This window comes from Micromonospora sp. KC207 (genome assembly GCF_004348615.1).
In the GTDB taxonomy this organism is placed as follows: Bacteria; Actinomycetota; Actinomycetes; order Mycobacteriales; family Micromonosporaceae; genus Micromonospora.
Window position 1 is genome coordinate 16,329 of record NZ_SMKJ01000003.1, and the last position, 15,353, is coordinate 31,681.

The window sequence follows — 15,353 nt, forward strand, 5'->3', positions numbered from 1 at the left end:
CTGGTCACCTTTCGTCGATGGGTGCGCCGTAGGCGGCGCGGCGGTAGTCGTCGGCGTGCCTGTCGAAGATGGCGATGACCTGGGGCGCGGCGGCGGTGAACCGCGTCGACGGTGGCGGCTTCGCCGGCTCGAACGCGTGGCGCAGGGTGTCGGAGAGTCGATCGGCCTTCGCCTGAAGGGTCAGTTCCACTTCTGAGGGAAGGAACGGGTCGATGCCGAAGAAGCCGAACATGACCGCGGGCAGGGTGTAGTCCAGATCCTCGGGGCGCAGTCCGACCCGCAGCAGGCCGTTGTCGGCGAGTACGCCGAGGTATTCGCGGGAGGCAAGCAGCTTGCCGCTCTGCAGCGGTCGACGGGCTGGGCTGGCCAGAAACTGGCCCATGACGTCGGCGTCCCGGGTGAAGATCGCGCGCAGCACCGGCCGTGCCATCGCTTCCAGGAAGAAGTGGCGCATGTACCGGTGCAGGGCGACCTGCTGCGGATCGTCGCGCATGGCAGCCACCACCGCGTCGAGCATCGCCACGGCCTCCCGCGCGCCGACCGCGAAGAACAACTGTTCACGGCTGCGCCAGTGCAGGTACACGGTCCCCTTCCCGACGCCAGCGCGCCGGGCGATCTCGTCCATGGTCGTCCGCCGGTATCCCCAGCGCAGCAGCAACTCCTTCGCCGCATCGAGGATCCGGCCCGCGCGGTCGATGTGGCTGGTCGGCTGTGACTCCGTCATGGCACCCCCTCGTGACCGATGACCAGAGTAGCATTCTGGTCATCGGCCACTGGAGTCGACTTCCGCACGTACGCGTAAGCGCCTTCAGGTCCCCTGTGACCGAAGGGTTCAGGGCCAGCTACAGCGGCTTGGCCACCGCATCGGGGCCGGCACGATCCGACGAACCCTGACCCGCCGACGTGTCGGCCCGCCGCCCGCCAGCGCTCCACCTACTTGGCATCACCGCGCACCCACCGGCCGATGAACGACCCAGCAGGCCCGCAACCTCACCACGGACCTCGGCGAGCACACCGACCAGTTCCGGTTTCCTCATCCGCGACCGCGATGGCGTCCAGAAGCACACGGATCTACGCGATCACTTTCAACGGCTTGCCACGAAGACCCAGAGAGAGATCGCCGGGCACGCTGAGTGCCAGCAGCGACGAGCTGAGGACGAAGTACCGCGAGCTACGTCAGCACTGCGCCAGGTCACCGACCACGCGTACTTCTTGAGCCGTGAAGCCAGTGGTCAGGTCGACGAGCGCAGACGTGATCGTCCAGCGCGCCCGTGTGCCGCGAGGGTGGCGAGGGCGCGCAGTGTCACGCAGCCGCGCCACTCCACGCGCTGCCCCGGGGACCAGTCGAGCCAGTCGAACATCCAGCCGCCGTCCTCGAGCTGTTCCTCCTCGAGCTTGTCCAGCTCTGCCTGGATATGTTCCTCGGTGAACAGGGTTCGGCTGCGCACACTCGGGCGTGGTGAGAGCACGAGGGCGGTGAGGCGCTCGTCCTCGGTGCCACCAGGGACGGGAATGGTGCCGTCGGGCCCGATCTTGGGTCGGAGCGACTCGATCGCCGCGCAGGCGCGGTCCTCGTCCGATTCGTGGTCGAGGAAGTCAAGGGCGAACTTGACCCAGTAGGCGTCGAGCTCGTCAGGGCCATCGAGTCGAGACCAGCACCAGGATCTCGCGGCATCGAGCCAGGGGGTCTGGACGCCGGCCCGGGTCAGGACGGATACGACCCCGAACGTGATGAACGAACCGTCCGGGTCGGGCGTCATCCACGGTGCGTGCGGATGGTTGGCCGCACTGGGCAGGACGAAGGGCAAGGACCCGTCGGAACGGGCATTCCGGGTCGCCCAGCTCGCAGCTTGGGTGATCATGGGGTCGCCCAGCGCGCCGACTTCAGCGAGCACCTCGAGTGCGTGCAGCGTGGCAGTCGGCTGGCTCGCGGGGTCCCGGACGTCGGGTTCCAGGGCATGACCGAAGCCGTGGTCGGGGTTCTGATAGGCGCGCAATGCCGTGAGGACCGGTTCCACCGGGGCGTTGTGGAGTAGCACCGCGAGTCGGTGCCTGTCCAGAAGGCGAGCCGTGTTGTGGATGAACCGCTCGGCAGCAGCGATGTCGACGGGCACGGTGCCCACGCTAGGCGGAGGCGCCGCCGAGTGCTTCCAGAAATCGGACGGGCGTCATGCCGGTGAGCCGCCGCACCTCGTCGTTCATGTGTGCCTGGCTGGCGTAGCCCGCCAAGAACGCCCTGCCCGCCAGGTCAGGGGCGTGCAGGTGCGTGAACCGGCGCAGACGGCCGACACGCGCCAGCATCTTGGGTCCGTACCCCACCGCCGCCACCGCCCGCCGATGCAGCTGTCGTTCGCTAACGCCCAGCTCTGCTGCCACCGCCGCGACCCGAGCGCGCGGACGAGCCAGCCGCAATGTCGCTGCCTGGACCAGCGGATCGGGTGTAGCGCCGCGAGAGGACACCGCCTTGAGCAGGTGACGACCTTGACAATCGGCGGGTACCACGGCGAGCGTCTCGGCGAGCCGCAATGCCTTTTGGCCCCACAGGTCGGCGGCATCGATCTGGCGGTCGCGCAGCTCCGCAGCGTGCCAGCCCAGCACCGCACCCGCAGCTCCGGGACGGAGCCGGACACCCGCCACCTCTGCGTTCGCCGGCAGGTCGACCAGCCGCGGGCCCGTATCAGCACCCGCGACCACCAACTTCCCGTTGCCGAGCCAGATCAGGTCGAGGCAGCCGTCGGGCACTACCAGTTGGGCATGCCGATGGCTGACGCGCTGCTCCCACATGCACGCCACTATTGAGGCCGCCGGCCCAGAGACCACGTCCTCCCGGTACTGCGAGGTCACAACCTCACCCTACGGAACCGGTCGCCGGGTCTCGCCGAACAGCATGGCGAATGGCAGCGAACGTCCGGATCCAACATGACCTTCGCCCGCGACGGCGCCTTCATCCATCTGGCCGCCGGCGATGGCGAGGTGTGGTGGCAGGCGCAGATCGCCGAGCCGGTCCAGCCGGATCGCGCTGGCGTGAGCAAGGCGCAGTGGTTGCGCCGCACCGCCGAGTTCTGCCAGACGGAGACGGTGCCGTCAGCGGTCATCACGGCAACGACCCGGCTACACCCCGCCGTGGTCTTTCACGCCGTCGACCCGGTAGCTACCTGGCACCGCGACCGCATCGCCCTCATCGGCGACGCCGCCCACCCGGTCGGTGCCGGGCAGGGCACCTCGATGGCGATCGAGGACGCCCTCGTCCTGGCCGCGGCGCTGTGGGCGGAGCCGACAATCGCCGCCGCGTGGAAGGCATACGACGCCGAACGCCGCCCGCGGATCATCAAACTGCTCGACGCGGCCGAGGACAACCGTGACACCAAGAAGGCCGGACCCGTCAAGCGACGCCTACAAGCGCTGATCATGCGCCTGTTCGTACCTTTCTTCTACGAGAAGGCCATTGCCCGGCTCCAGGAATGCACCCCGGGCTGGCCGGCAACGCGAATGCGCGGTCGTAGTGGACTGTCCTCCGGGCCCACTGAACGTAGCTTCAGTCCCAACGAAGCTGGGCGGTTGATGCCTGTTGGAGTAGTGGGGCACATGGGCGGTGGACAATGCTGTTGAACAAATCATCGTCCGGGCCACGGCGTGCCGGCTACACGACGGTCGCGGCAGGGCTTGCTCCGGTGCAGGGCATGGCAGCACGCCCGCGCTGGGCGGTATGAGCGCGCATCGGTGCCCGTGCGCGTGCCGGGCAATCGTTTACGGCGTTCGCGAGGGTTCGACCGGGCGGCTGCTGGCGTTGTATGAGTTCTTGGCGGATACCACGGCCGCCTGGATGTGCTCGGGGCCGACGCCGTGTACGTTGAGCGGCGGGTGCAAACGCCGGACAAGTTCGGCCTCGATGGTCGCCGGCTCCGCGTCCTCCGCCCAGGTCAAGCGCAGGTTCGCGTACATCCACGCGGTCAGCCGCGCCTCATCCTCAGGAACCAGGACAACCCGATCGGTCCAGGTCGTTCGGTATCCCTCGGACACAAGAAGCCCGGCCAACGTACGGCGCAGAGTCGAGCTGCCCGAACGCCTCAGATGGTTGCGCAGGATCCGGCCCCGCAGGCTGGTTGCCCGGCCGAGATACAGCAGCTGTAGCGACGGGACGCTTTCACTTGGCGGCCCGGGGAGGTCGGGAAAGATCGAAGGATCAGCCCACCAGGCGTAGACACCGCTGCCACGGCCGAGCCGCTTGACGGCGACATCGAGTCCGACCGGCACGTTGGAGAGCAGCCGCAGGGCCTCTTCGACCCGGACTCTGTCGGTTGGGACGGCGTCGGGTCGCGTTTCGGGAGTGGTCATCGAGGCCATCCTAGACGTTGCAGACCGATCGTGGCCGGGACCGCAGGGACACGGGGCTCTCCACGCAAGATTCGGCAGCGCCGCAATTGGCGGGGTGCATCCGTCAGATCGCTCGGGCGAGTTCGGTGAAGGCGGCGGCCAGTCGGTGCACGGGTGGATGTAATTGGCGAGTTCGTAGTGTCCGCGTCGTAGGTTCTAAACGAAGGCGTGGCCGGTGATTGTCTGGGCGTTGTGGTCGGTGCGGAGTCCGCGCATCGCGCCCCGGTGTTCGTGTGGACACCCGACGAGATACGGCCAGGCGAGAGCCGCCTGCCGCCACGACTCGAATTGGAGGACAGCTCCAACAGCCACTGGCGAGGCCGCACGTCCACCCTGCGGCTTGGCTCGTTGGGTACGTAGCTGGCAAGTCGGTCCGGACGAGGGGTCGGGGTGCTGGCCATTATCTGCTGCGACCACGCGGCGGTACGGTCTGTCTTGGAGGCGATCACCGTTGACGGTCACCGCCGGTACCCGCTAACCGGATGGGCCGGCATCGGCGCGGCGGGCGGCCTCGGCTGCGGGTCAACCGGCGGTAGGTGACCATACCGATGCGGCACAACTTCGAGCGCTATCTCCGGGCTCCCGAGTATCCGCAGCAGGCAACCTACCTGGAACTCTTCTTCGACCTGGCGTTCATCTTCGCGTTCACCCGGATCTCGCGGCGCCTCAGCGACAGCCTCGACCTGGTCAATGCCGCGCAGACGCTGGTGCTGCTGCTCGCGATCTTTTGGGTCTGGACCTTCACCGCGTGGTCAACCAACTTCTTCAATCCAGAGCGGGTCCAGATCCAGCTCCTCGTCATCGCGAGCATGCTCGGCAGCGTCGTGCTGACGATCGCGGTGCCCGGCGCGTTCGAGGCGCGGGGCCTGCTGTTCGCGGGCAGCTATTTGCTCATCCACCTCGGCCGCTCGCTCACCCTGCGATACCTGCTGCTCGGCCACGAGCTGCAGCACGTTCCCTACCTGGTGCTCTGCTGGTTCGGCCTCTCCTCCGTGCCCTGGATCCTCGGCGCGTTCGCGCCGAGCCCGGTCCGCCTGGCGCTGTGGGCGCTGGCGATCGCCATCGACTACCTGGGCGGGATCCTGCTCTGGCCGACCCCGAAACTGGGCCGGATGCTGGAGTCGCAGTGGGCGTTCGCCCCGGACCATCTAGCCGAGCGGTACCGACAGTTCTTCAACATCTCACTCGGCGAAACGGTCCTGATCCTCGGCGCCACCTTCATCGCCGAAAAATCGACGATCCACCGGACCGTCGCCCTGATAGTCGCCTTCGCCACCTCGGCGCTGCTCTGGCGCATCTACTTCTACCAGGCGGCACTCACGCTGGCCGACACCCTCAAATCGTCGAACCAACCGAACCGGCTCGGCCGAGCGGCGGCGAACGCCCACCTGGTGATGGTGGCCGGAGTCGTCGTCACCTCGGTCGGCTACCAGGCCTTCATCGGCCAACCGACCGGGCACACGCCACTTGCGTGGCTCCTGGTCATCCTCGGCGGCCCGGCACTGTTCCTCGCCGGCCGGGCACGCTTCGAGTACACCGTGTACGCCGGTGTTTCTCCGACCCGGCTGATCGGGGTGCTGGTGCTGGCAGCTCTCCTGGCACCGCTGCTCCTCGCGCCGCCGCTGGTGGCCGCCGCCTCGGTGGTCGTCGCGCTGACCTGCATCGCGTTGGCCGACGCGCTGCGCGTCCGGCATCGGCCACCGGCCCAGCCCTCCCCGCCGACCCCTCACACCCCGTGAAGCAGACGACCCGTGGCGGAAAGGGTGGCGTGTGCCCGCCGTCGAAGAACAGTTCCAGGACGGTCGACCGTCGCGCTTCACCTCCGGGCCTAGCGAATCCGCCTCCACCCCCACCCCTGCCGCTGATCGCTACTACGGGCGGACGGCGCGACTGCCAGCCCCCGCCAGTAGTGGCAAGGCCCGGCGAACCTGCAACGAGCGTGACCACGACGGGTTGACCCCGGACAGGGACCGCAGTGAGTCCGGACGCCCCCTCTGCCTGCAGCGCCAGCAGCCGGTCGTAGTCGAGCTGGTCAAGCCGCTCGCGGAGCCGGTCGAGCTGACCACGTCGAATCGGCGCGGGCCGGCGCCCGCTGCCGACATCGTCAGGACCCGAACGGCACCCATGAAGCCGTACGCGCAGGCACCGAGCACGGCGTCCCGGTCGGCCAGGTCGCCACCCAGCAGGACAGCGAAGGGGGTGCCGCGTTGCCCCACCGGGTCGTCAGCGTCGACGGAGGCCGAGCCCACGGCCAGTACGGCGGTCTCCGGCAAACGGGTGCGGCTCCCAAGCCGGTGCGCTCACTGCTGTCCATGGCAGATGACGAAGTCGGCGAACACGTGCCGGCCTGTGCGGCCGCCGACCTGCTCGACCGCGGCCCGGACGTCGTGTAGCTGCATCGGGCTCAGCTGCAGCGGCGGCTCATCCGGCTGGTAGACGGTGCGGATTGGATAGTCGACGCCCGGCTCGGTGGTCATCTCGATGTGGCAGCCGAGAACGTGGCTGACCGGACGCGACTCGGCGAACCGGACGAGCCGCTCGATGGTGTCGCGAAACGCCGGCCAGTCCTGCACGTAGAGCCGCCCCCGGTAGACGGTGTCGCCGGTGAACAGCAGGCCGGTGTACGGGTCATAGAACGTGACGGCCGAGTCGTGGTGCCCGGGCGTGGCCAGGCACTGCAGCACGCGCCCGCCGAGGTCGACCGACGCCACGCGGCCCAGATCGGCGGCGTCGAGGCCGAGGTAACCCCACGCGACGGCCCGGTCCGCGCCAACCACCACGGTGTCGGGCCGGCCGGCGAACTGCCCGTCACCTGCGACATGGTCGCCGTGGGCGTGGGTGTGCAGCACCAACAGCCCATAGCCCGTCCGCGGGTGCGCGGTCAGCCACCGTCGCATCAGCTCGTCGACAGTGCGCCGGAGCGGGAAGCACTCCGGGCTGGCGGTAGCGCCGGTGTCCAGCAGCACGGCACGTTCGTTGCCGAACAACAGGAACAGAAACGGCGCCTCGTAGTCGACAGCCATGTTCTGCCGCAGGATGAAGGTGTGCTCGTCGTAGGCGTGCACCTGAATGTCGGGGTCGGTGTTGTGCTTAGCCGACGGCGATCCGTGGATCCACGCCACGTCCAGCTTGCCGGGCCTGGCCGGGCGGGTGAAGTCGACGACATGTGCGACGGTCATGCTGCTCCCGTTGAGCGTCGTCTTGCTGACCGGGTACGGCGCACATCTCGTCCGGGGTAGGCGATCATCACGCCTCCGCCGCCAAAGATAGCCAGCAGCCGCGGACCGTGTCCAGCCGCCCCCACCGTTCGGCGGATCGCGGTCATTGCCCGTCAACGTTTGGTGCGCCTTCCTGCTCCGGTCGGAGTCGAGGCTCCCCGCGTCGCACGTGACCTTCCCGAACAAGGTCGTGAGTTCTGACCGAGGGCGCCCGGCCAGGGTTCATCGCTACACACCCCGCGAGCAGACGCTCGGAATCCAGCGACCGGACATGTTCGGGGTGTGGACGTCGGCTGCGGTGCGGAAAAGGGCGAGCAGCTTCCGCCGGCTCGGCGCCAGCACGGTCAGCTACGCTCGGTTTGGTGATCACTGCCCGGATTGGCTGGGGTATGTGCGCGGTGTTGCTGACCGCGTTTGCCATCTTCGAAAGCGTCAAGCACGGCCTGCCCACCACGGCCGCCGCCGCCCTCTCCCTCGCCGTGCCGAGCAATCCGTGGCGGCCACTGAGGTGGCCGTGGATTCCCGTGGCCTTGCTCGTCGGCTACACGTTCGGGCCGATCTTCTGTCCACCGCTGTTCACCGCAGGTCTCGGCTGGCTCACCCGCCTCGCCTTCGACCGGGCTGTCCGCCGCCCAGCCAGCGCCCACGTGACGGAGGTGGACGTGCAGTGCGACCCGTCGGACCGCCGATCACAGCAGGGGTCGTGACGGTGACGATGCCCTGTGCCGTGCCAAAACTCGTTCTATGGCGTTGACCTGATGTTTCGAAGATCGTGTCACGCCGCCCGGCGGCACTCGTGGATCACTGCGCTGAATCGCCGTCGGCGCCGTACGGACTTGTCCATGGGGATGACGACGGCCGGGGACATGGTTGGGTGACCGCTGCTGCCGTCATCGGTGTGGCCGGCGGTTGTTGAAGTGGTCGACGTACTCGCCGACTACGGTCAACGCTTGTCGCTCGTTGTAGATCAACATGTCGGTTCGGGTAGGTCCAGCGGCGTCGCACCAGCCGGCGGGCCGTGCCAGGTCAGCAATGTCGCCGGTGTGACGATCGGGTGTTCCCGCATCCGACGCGGCAGCAGGCGGGCCAGGGCGGACAGGACCATCCGGTCCGGCCAGGACAACCGCCGCCGGCCTCGGACCTGCCGGCGTAGTGCCGCCTCGCACTCCTGCACTTCGAACACGACCGCGCCACCTGATCAGTCAGCGACACGAACCGTCACGCTGAAAGGTTCATTGTTCGCCTGGGCGACAACAATTGAACAATGATGTTCACAAGTGCCATGTGCATATCTAGCGAACCGCAACAAAGCGCCCACCCTCCGGTCATCGAGTGATGATTTTGGATTGCCTCGGCCCTCCATGTGGCATACTTCGAGTTCCGCCACCTGGGGTGCGTCGTCGGTGCCGACCGACATAGCGAAAGGACGTCGGATGACCCAATTCCAGGCACTTGCTGGCTATGTGGGCCAATTGCAGCAGAAAAACAATTGGTGCTGGAATGCGACTACCGTCAGCGTCGCCCATCACTACAACAAGATGACCGATTGGACTCAGTGCAGTCTGGCCACCGCGGTGCTCAACGACGAGTACAGTGGGTGGTTCACGCAGAACCCTGGCCAGCCGAAGTTCGATTGCTGCGGACCCAATGGGGGGCCCTGGAACTGCAACACGGGTTGGTGGCCGGATGAAGGGCCGCTGCAAAAAGTCGGGCATAAGGCCGACGGCCCGAGGCTCGGAGTGCTATCGAAGCAAGAAATCACGCAAGAAGTAACCGGCAACCGGCCGATTCTCGTGAATATTGCGTGGGCAGGCGGTGGTGGCCACATAGTAAACATCTTCGGATATCATCACCTCGCGGATGGCACCGTGACAGATGTCTGGGTGCATGACCCGTGGGACGGCATGTACATCATCCCGTACGAGGAGTTGCGGGACAAGTACAAAACAAATGGCACCTGGACCGCTTCCATGAAATCTCGGCCCTAAGGAGGTTCGCAATGCCGTTGAATATGCCTGAGCCGCCGGGGCGGATGCGGGAGGAAACACGCGCCAAGCTCGGCCGCGTGGCTGGAATTCGAGGCATGGGCCTGCCTGCGCTGGGTGCGGCTGCCCCCGAGGACGTGGAGATGTCCACCCCGCACCAGGTGTTCACCATGGGACTCGACGATGTCGAGGCCGGTGGCGGCCTGGAGCGGGCGCGCCCGGGGGGCTGGCGCTTCCTGCTCGAGTCCGGCGGCGAGGTAATCGCCAGCGCCGAGACTGCGGAAACACCGGAAGGCGCTCGTCCACCATCATTCAACGAAGGTCCGTACGTGGGAGCCACCGCGACCGCGGTGAAGGCGGCACGGGCGCTGCCGCAGCTCGCGACAGCCGGTTTCGAATTACGGCTGCTGCGGATCCCCGCGCTGTACCTGATGGCCCTGTGGCTGCACTCACCCAACACCGACCTGCTGATACCGCTGGCGCCCTCACCGATCGGAAGCGAGGGCAAGGTCGTACCACCCCCGGTGTTCTTCCGGGAACTCGTCGACCACGCCCGCGACCGGGAAGCCAGTGGACCCGGCCAGAGAGCAGGCCAACCGCGGCCCAACCGCTAACAGGGACCAGGGAGCACCGGTTCCCTAACCGGGCCCCCGAACGAGGACGACCTTGAAATGGTGTGGATGGCCTGTCACAGCAGGTCATCCACACACCGCCAGTTCAGCTTCGGCTCTGCTCCAGATCTACGATCGGCCTCGGATACTGAGGCTTGATCGTCGCGGTGAAACCTGATGCAGAAAGCGCACCCTGCCTGCAAGGACGTGACCTGTCGAGGACCATACCCGTGTTGAGCCTTTTCATCCCGCGTAGCGGTAGGATTCCGGAGCGGTCGAGAGGGCGAGGATCGCCTGCATGAGCGCGGTGGCTCGGCATGGGCAACAGCGCAGCTTGGTCAGGGTTGTCCAGGTCTTGCGCGTGGCGATCGCCGTTCACCGCGATCGCATCACCGACGCCTACGAAGATGACATCACGAACAACATCTCCTACACGTTAGTCACCCGCGCACGCGAGGACCTACGGATCTTCAGGACACCAGAAACCGAGCACGCCGCACTCAGCAGAGGTTGCGGGGCATGGATAGGCTTTGTTGTCACGGGCGACCGGCGAAGCATCCGGTGGTGGGGAGGATCCGATGACACCTCGACCGTGTACGGACGGCACGTTGCGGCATCTGTCCGTGGATCTCGACGACGTGGCCGGCGGGGACGGCGGGGAGACGGGTCTCACGCTGTGTTCAGCTCCGAAGCGTCCGGTGTGGGGCAGTGATCAGTGGGCGATCAACATTGCGTACGACATGCATCTCAGTGACACGTGCGTCGACATCGCCGCGTTGCCGCCGTGTGTGCAGTGCCTGCGGGTGGCGGAGTTGCTGGCCGACCCCGACACGGCGCCGCCGCTGCACCGGAGGACTCCTCGGCCGGACTTCGCCTCCGGGTTCACCGGCGATGAGATTCGGGGCGTCCTGCGCACCGACATCGCCACCGGCGCCTCGCTCGGCCGGCGGGCCGCCGTGCATCTGCTGACCTTCACCTCGGTTCCGGACCAGCCGGGCTTCGGTGACCTCGTGGGGACCCTAAACCTGGTGTGGGACATGGGTGACACCGTGCGGATGGGGCAGGTCACCGATTGGGCAGCGGTGGTCGGCTTCGCGGCGGCCGCCGACGTGCCAAACCGTGACCGGCAGATGACCGCCGTGGCCGCGAGCCTCGCCGGTGGGCCGCCGGTCGACCTCGAAGCCGCCGTCAGCTTCGTCGATGATCCCGCGGCGGCCCGGCGGGTGATCGAGGCGATCGCCATCGCCACGGGTCACGGCAACCGGTGGGAGCTCACCGAGAGGCCGACCCCGAGCGCCCACACCTGACCGCGGTCAGGGCTGCCCGGGCCCACCGCGCATCTACGTCCGGGGAGCAGGCGGCCGGGGTCGTGGCAGCGACTTTGCCGGGCCCTGCACTGCGAGGCCACCAGTTCGGCCGGTCCGTACCGGTCGCAAATGGTCCTCGGTGGTCGCATAAGACCTTGCGACCATGCGCCCGAAGTAGGAGGAGCCCGTCGTGGTCCGCTCGGCAACGTTCTTGCTGGAATGCCTGCGCCGGGCCGGGATGCGCGATGTCGTCACAGTGGAGCCGGCGGCGGGCGGGCTGGCGGCGCTCGCCGGCATAGCCACCCGCCGAGACGCGCCGCCGGTGTTCGTCAAGGCCTTCGCCGACGCGCCGGCCGACGATGTCTTCGTCACGGAAGCCGAAGGGCTGGCCGCCCTGCGCGAACTTGGCGGCGTGGCGACCCCCGAGGTGATCCTGGCGGACCGGGAACTGCTTGTGTTGTCGGTGCTGCGGCCCAGGCCGCACAGCGAGACCTTCTGGGAGCAGTTCGCGCACATGCTCGCCCACCTGCACACGAGCACGACCCATCCTCGCTTCGGATGGCACCGCGACAACTGGCTGGGCCGCCGCCGCCAGACCAATACCTGGCACGACGACGGCTTCGCGTTCTTCGCGCAGCACCGGCTGCTTCGGTGGCTTGGGCAGCCCCGCGTCGAGGCGGCACTGGACCGCACAGATCGAGCGGCGTTGGAACGGCTGTGTCACAGGCTGCCCGACCTGCTGCCGGACCGGCCGGCGTGCCTGACGCACGGCGACCTGTGGGCACAGAACGTCCTGGCCACTTCGAACGGGCAGCCCGCGCTGATCGACCCGGCGGTGTCCTATATGTGGGCTGAGGTCGACCTCGCCCATGTGTGGTCCACCTCGCCTCCGCCCGAGGCGCAACGCTTCTTCGAGGTCTATGCAGAGCTGACTCGCCTCGACAGCGACTGGCGCGCCCGCATGCCGATCGTCCAGCTGCGACAACACCTCGCCGTGTTGGCCCAGTTCGACGACGACTGGGGCGCGGGTGACCAGATCCGAGCCACCCTCGCCCCGTTCCGGACGCGAACCTGACCACAGCCCCGGTCAAGACGTGCTGCCGATAAGACGGGCGACGGCGTTGTGGCGTCGCGAGCCAGCCCGACACGGATGACGGGCCGGTCATAGAGCTGCCCTCGTACGGACCACGTCTCGGTGCCGCCTCGTTGGCCGAACCGTAGTTGTGGCACGTCGTACAGGTCAGGGTTCGGTAGGCGGCTCGTCATCGGCGAGCCGATCTCGATGATGAGCATTTCGGTGAGGAATTGGACTGTGGCATCCATCGGGTGGCTGGTAATTCAATTCCGTCCATGACTCGCTCCTAACTGGGCGTCGCGCTGGTGGTCGCCCTCGGGCACGCCGGGTCGGCGTTCGGGGTGCGGCTCGGCGATGAGTTCTTCGTCCTGCAAACCCTGAATTAGTCGCCGGGCTACGCGACCTGACCCGCGGCATCCACCCCGCGGTCCTGGCCGACCAGGGGTTGCCCGCCGCGCTGGAGCATCTGGCACTGAGCAGCGGCGTGCCCGTCCGAGTCGACAGCCGGCTCACCGGTCGCCTGCCCGCCACCGTCGAGACGACGGCCTACTTCGTGATCAGCGAGGCCCTCACCAACGTCATCAAGCACGCCAATGCCACCCATGCCATCGTCCGGCTGCACCACGCCCGCGGTGTGCTGCGTATCGAGATCACCGACGACGGGGTCGGCGGCGCGGCCATTCGACCCGGCTCCGGGCTCGCCGGGCTCGCCGACCGGGTCGCCGCGCTCGGTGGCACGCTCCAGGTAGCCGCGGCGCCCGGCAGCGGCACCGAGGTCCGTGCCGGGCTACCAGCCGCTGAGCACTGACGCCCCGCTGTCAAGCTCAAAGCCGGTGACCAGGTCGCTAACAGTGTGCGGCACCCCGGTCCCGACTACGCTGGCTGGTGATCGATCGGCAGTGTGGCAGCGCTACCGGTAGCACGGGAGGTGCCGAGTGTCCAGATGCGTCGGACCAGTAGCCGCTCGGTGCCGAGAATCAAGAAGGATCAAGGGCAGGTCATCCCGTGGAACCGTCCGGCGGATCTGCGCGCACGATCGGCGGCAGAACCGCGCACCTGATCAGGCGGGTCATGCGACCGTGATCCATTGGCCGCCTAGCGGGTCGGGATGCTCGGCACGTCGTCGCGCTGTCTCTCGGCGGTGGGCGGCTCGGATTTCCGACGCGCGGCGATGGTCACTGCGACCGCCGCCACAAGGGTGAGTACCGTTACGCCAGCGAAGGCGGTCAGTGTCTGCCGGTCGGGGTGGATCACTGACTGGCCTCGCTTGGCCTGCCAGCTGAGCACTGTGAACACGCCGGTGTAGCCGAGTCCCGCGACGCCGACCAGCCGGGCCCGGACCCGTTGGTCGCTTAGCCAGTTGCGGTCGGTCGCGAGTACCCGCAGGACGGCCGTGAGGAGCAGCAGCACGTGGATGGCGTGCAGGCCGATGAAGTGCGGTACACGCAGGTCGCCGCCGGTCGTGCTCCAGTTGGTCAGGGGCATTCCGTGACCGTCGGGGTCGCCGATGCCGTGGCCACCGGTCATGGATACCGGGTGGCCGCTGGCGTCGGTCACCGTGCGGGGCGACTCGCCTGAGGGACCGCTGAGCCACAGGGCCACGGCCATGCTGGCGACGGCCAGCCCGAGTCCGGCGCGCAAGGCACGGGTCGCGGCGAGGTCGCCTGTGCGTTGGATCAGGACCAGGATCGCGATGACCAGGGTGGTCAGCAGCAGCGGCATGACTGCGAACGAGAACACCGTCTGCACCGTCCGGGCGACGGGGTCGGTGTTGTCGTTGAAGTGGCTGAAGGTGCCGTGCGCGGCAGCGTAGGCAACGGCTGCGACGTCCATCAGACCGGCCACCGCGAAGACGGTGCCCAGCCACCAGCCGATGCGTCTGCCCTTGTCCAGCTTGCTGAGCAGCCACGCCAGCGTCAGGCCGTACACCCCCATGGCGAAGCCAAACTTCATCGGCTTCATCCAGACCGGCTCGCCCATGAGGAGACGATCGTCGACGAACAGACCGACGGCGGACACCGCAGCCAGGGCGAACATGAGCGTCGCGTGCGCCATCAGCGGGTGATGCCAGCCACGCGTCACGCTGAGCGACATGGTGCCAATGGTCATGTGGCGCTCCCGAAGATGAGGATCCGCAGCCGTCCGTCTTGATGCCGCGTGCCATCAGCCTCGACGATTACGCTCCGGCATCACCATCCCGCAGACCCCCGGACTTGCCCGGGGGTCAACCCTACCAATGCCCACCTGGGTGAGCGGCTCGACAACGGCGCCGCCCAGGCGGTTTGGCCATGATCACCGCGACCCGCGGGGCCCGCCTCAGAAATGTCCGCGCGTATAAGGGACGCGATCCGTCCGCACATTTCTGGTCGCCCGCTGCCCCTGTCGTTTAGATGAGCTCGTCACTTCCGATAGCGCTCGAGGTATTCGGCCGCCCCCTCGGGCAGCGGCGTCCCGTCGACATCGGCGAAGAAGATCTCGTTCTCCAGCCAGTACCGGCAGATGAACGCCTCGAACGACTCGGCGCAGAACCTGATGTCGTTCGGTGCCTCCGTCTCCGGGTCGGAAGGTCCGCGGTCCTGCGGGTCGTCGAACTCCATGGTGGAAAGGACGGCGTGGTCGGCGCCGCCCTCGGCCAGATACAGATACCAGTAGCGGCAGCCCTGCTGGTCGGCGGAAAACCGGAGCAACCAGCCCTTGCCGGTCGGTGACGGCATCGGCGCGCCGGCCAGGTCCAGGAAGCAGGCGGTGCTGGAGCGCACCTGATTCCGCGGTCGGGCTTCACG

General features: G+C 67.6%; 16 protein-coding genes and 1 riboswitch. Of the genes, 8 read left to right on the plus strand and 8 right to left on the minus strand.

What is annotated here, in order from left to right; genetic code table 11:
- Positions 1–4: 4 nt before the first annotated feature.
- The 3 genes from E1258_RS00785 to E1258_RS00795 form a co-directional block, all read right to left on the minus strand.
- Entirely contained in the window at positions 5–724 is a 720-nt protein-coding gene (locus E1258_RS00785) for a TetR/AcrR family transcriptional regulator (RefSeq protein ID WP_132395846.1), read from the minus strand.
- A 508-nt stretch (positions 725–1,232) separates the two neighbouring features.
- Entirely contained in the window at positions 1,233–2,114 is an 882-nt protein-coding gene (locus E1258_RS00790) for a hypothetical protein (protein WP_132395848.1), read from the minus strand.
- A 10-nt stretch (positions 2,115–2,124) separates the two neighbouring features.
- Positions 2,125–2,844: a helix-turn-helix domain-containing protein gene (locus E1258_RS00795; RefSeq protein ID WP_132395850.1), complete on the minus strand. Its 720-nt coding sequence runs from the start codon at positions 2,842–2,844 to the stop codon at positions 2,125–2,127.
- Positions 2,845–2,919: 75 nt separating this feature from the next.
- On the opposite strand from E1258_RS00795, the gene E1258_RS00800 reads away from it, so the two are divergent.
- Positions 2,920–3,609 carry an NAD(P)/FAD-dependent oxidoreductase gene (locus E1258_RS00800; RefSeq protein ID WP_132395852.1) on the plus strand — a complete coding sequence of 230 codons (690 nt, stop codon included), beginning with the start codon at positions 2,920–2,922 and terminating at the stop codon, positions 3,607–3,609.
- A 138-nt stretch (positions 3,610–3,747) separates the two neighbouring features.
- Here E1258_RS00800 and E1258_RS00805 read toward each other — a convergent pair whose 3' ends face one another.
- Complete coding sequence (locus E1258_RS00805; RefSeq protein ID WP_243715093.1) at positions 3,748–4,335, minus strand: GIY-YIG nuclease family protein; 588 nt, start codon at positions 4,333–4,335, stop codon at positions 3,748–3,750.
- Between the two features lie 587 nt (positions 4,336–4,922).
- Here E1258_RS00805 and E1258_RS00810 point away from each other — a divergent pair.
- Complete coding sequence (locus tag E1258_RS00810; protein ID WP_132395856.1) at positions 4,923–6,113, plus strand: low temperature requirement protein A; 1,191 nt, start codon at positions 4,923–4,925, stop codon at positions 6,111–6,113.
- A 561-nt stretch (positions 6,114–6,674) separates the two neighbouring features.
- Here E1258_RS00810 and E1258_RS00815 read toward each other — a convergent pair.
- Complete coding sequence (locus E1258_RS00815) at positions 6,675–7,553, minus strand: MBL fold metallo-hydrolase (RefSeq protein ID WP_132395858.1); 879 nt, start codon at positions 7,551–7,553, stop codon at positions 6,675–6,677.
- An 11-nt stretch (positions 7,554–7,564) separates the two neighbouring features.
- Positions 7,565–7,632, minus strand: a riboswitch (guanidine-III (ykkC-III) riboswitch).
- 322 nt (positions 7,633–7,954) lie between these two features.
- On the opposite strand from E1258_RS00815, the gene E1258_RS00820 reads away from it, so the two are divergent.
- Positions 7,955–8,299, plus strand: coding sequence for a hypothetical protein (locus E1258_RS00820; RefSeq protein ID WP_132395860.1), 345 nt, complete (start codon positions 7,955–7,957; stop codon positions 8,297–8,299).
- Between the two features lie 260 nt (positions 8,300–8,559).
- On the opposite strand, the gene E1258_RS00830 is transcribed toward E1258_RS00820, so the two are convergent.
- Positions 8,560–8,775 (minus strand): hypothetical protein, encoded by a 216-nt coding sequence (locus E1258_RS00830; protein WP_207919349.1) that lies wholly within the window; start codon positions 8,773–8,775, stop codon positions 8,560–8,562.
- Positions 8,776–9,025: 250 nt separating this feature from the next.
- On the opposite strand from E1258_RS00830, the gene E1258_RS00835 reads away from it, so the two are divergent.
- The 5 genes from E1258_RS00835 to E1258_RS00865 all read left to right on the plus strand — a co-directional run bounded on the left by E1258_RS00835 (position 9,026) and on the right by E1258_RS00865 (position 13,378).
- Positions 9,026–9,580, plus strand: a complete 555-nt coding sequence (locus tag E1258_RS00835; RefSeq protein ID WP_165949586.1) for a C39 family peptidase — start codon at positions 9,026–9,028, stop codon at positions 9,578–9,580.
- A gap of 23 nt (positions 9,581–9,603) precedes the next feature.
- Positions 9,604–10,191: a hypothetical protein gene (locus tag E1258_RS00840; RefSeq protein ID WP_243715094.1), complete on the plus strand. Its 588-nt coding sequence runs from the start codon at positions 9,604–9,606 to the stop codon at positions 10,189–10,191.
- A gap of 737 nt (positions 10,192–10,928) precedes the next feature.
- Positions 10,929–11,495 carry a hypothetical protein gene (locus E1258_RS00850; protein WP_243715095.1) on the plus strand — a complete coding sequence of 189 codons (567 nt, stop codon included), beginning with the start codon at positions 10,929–10,931 and terminating at the stop codon, positions 11,493–11,495.
- A 190-nt stretch (positions 11,496–11,685) separates the two neighbouring features.
- Complete coding sequence (locus tag E1258_RS00855; protein ID WP_207919350.1) at positions 11,686–12,570, plus strand: fructosamine kinase family protein; 885 nt, start codon at positions 11,686–11,688, stop codon at positions 12,568–12,570.
- A gap of 484 nt (positions 12,571–13,054) precedes the next feature.
- Entirely contained in the window at positions 13,055–13,378 is a 324-nt protein-coding gene (locus E1258_RS00865) for a sensor histidine kinase (protein WP_165949587.1), read from the plus strand.
- A 287-nt stretch (positions 13,379–13,665) separates the two neighbouring features.
- Here E1258_RS00865 and E1258_RS00870 read toward each other — a convergent pair whose 3' ends face one another.
- Positions 13,666–14,679, minus strand: a complete 1,014-nt coding sequence (locus tag E1258_RS00870; protein ID WP_132395871.1) for a hypothetical protein — start codon at positions 14,677–14,679, stop codon at positions 13,666–13,668.
- 290 nt (positions 14,680–14,969) lie between these two features.
- Entirely contained in the window at positions 14,970–15,329 is a 360-nt protein-coding gene (locus tag E1258_RS32970; protein ID WP_165949585.1) for a hypothetical protein, read from the minus strand.
- Positions 15,330–15,353: the final 24 nt, after the last annotated feature.